Origin of the sequence: Paenibacillus chungangensis (assembly GCF_042675905.1) — a bacterium.
GTDB classification, from domain to species: domain Bacteria; phylum Bacillota; class Bacilli; order Paenibacillales; family Paenibacillaceae; genus Pristimantibacillus; species Pristimantibacillus chungangensis.
Genome location: NZ_JBHTJZ010000006.1, coordinates 1 through 674, shown reverse-complemented (window position 1 = coordinate 674; position 674 = coordinate 1). Strand labels below are relative to the sequence as shown.

Sequence of the window (674 nt, the reverse complement as noted above, 5' to 3'; positions counted from 1 at the left end):
CAGCCGCCGAAGGTGGGGTAGATGATTGGGGTGAAGTCGTAACAAGGTAGCCGTATCGGAAGGTGCGGCTGGATCACCTCCTTTCTAAGGATTTAAGCGTTTCTGCAGGAAACGCATAACAGACACTAGCGTGTCAGACGTAATTCCATTTGTTCAGTTTTGAAGGAATTTGCACGGGGCCATAGCTCAGCTGGGAGAGCGCCTGCCTTGCAAGCAGGAGGTCAGCGGTTCGATCCCGCTTGGCTCCACCAACAGTTTTCGCGCAGCGAAACACTGTAGCATACTACCTTCAAATTGCACCTTGAAAACTGGATAACGAAAGTAACAATAAAGCATTCCAGCTGCTTTTGAAGCAGTGAGAAGCTTTATGCTNAAGTCACTCATCGAAAAACGCAGGTTAAGCTAGTAAGAGCGCACGGAGGATGCCTAGGCACCAGGAGCCGAAGAAGGACGTGGCGAACAACGATACCGCCTCGGGGAGCTGTAAGCAAGCTTTGATCCGGGGATTTCCGAATGGGGAAACCCAGCAGTCGTAATGGACTGTTACTCATGACTGAATCCATAGGTTATGAAGAGGCATACCGGGGGAACTGAAACATCTAAGTACCCCGAGGAAGAGAAAACAAAAGTGATTCCGTCAGTAGCGGCGAGCGAACGCGGATTAGCCCAAACCA

General features: G+C 50.5%; 1 tRNA gene and 2 rRNA genes. All 3 read left to right on the top strand.

The annotated features are described in order from the left end of the window. Nucleotides 1-84: ribosomal RNA gene (locus ACFQ2I_RS06810) — 16S ribosomal RNA — on the top strand; the annotation flags it as partial. A 91-nt stretch (nt 85-175) separates the two neighbouring features. Continuing rightward, a tRNA-Ala gene (locus ACFQ2I_RS06805) sits at nt 176-251 on the top strand. Between the two features lie 144 nt (nt 252-395). Beyond that, nucleotides 396-674: ribosomal RNA gene (locus ACFQ2I_RS06800) — 23S ribosomal RNA — on the top strand; the annotation flags it as partial.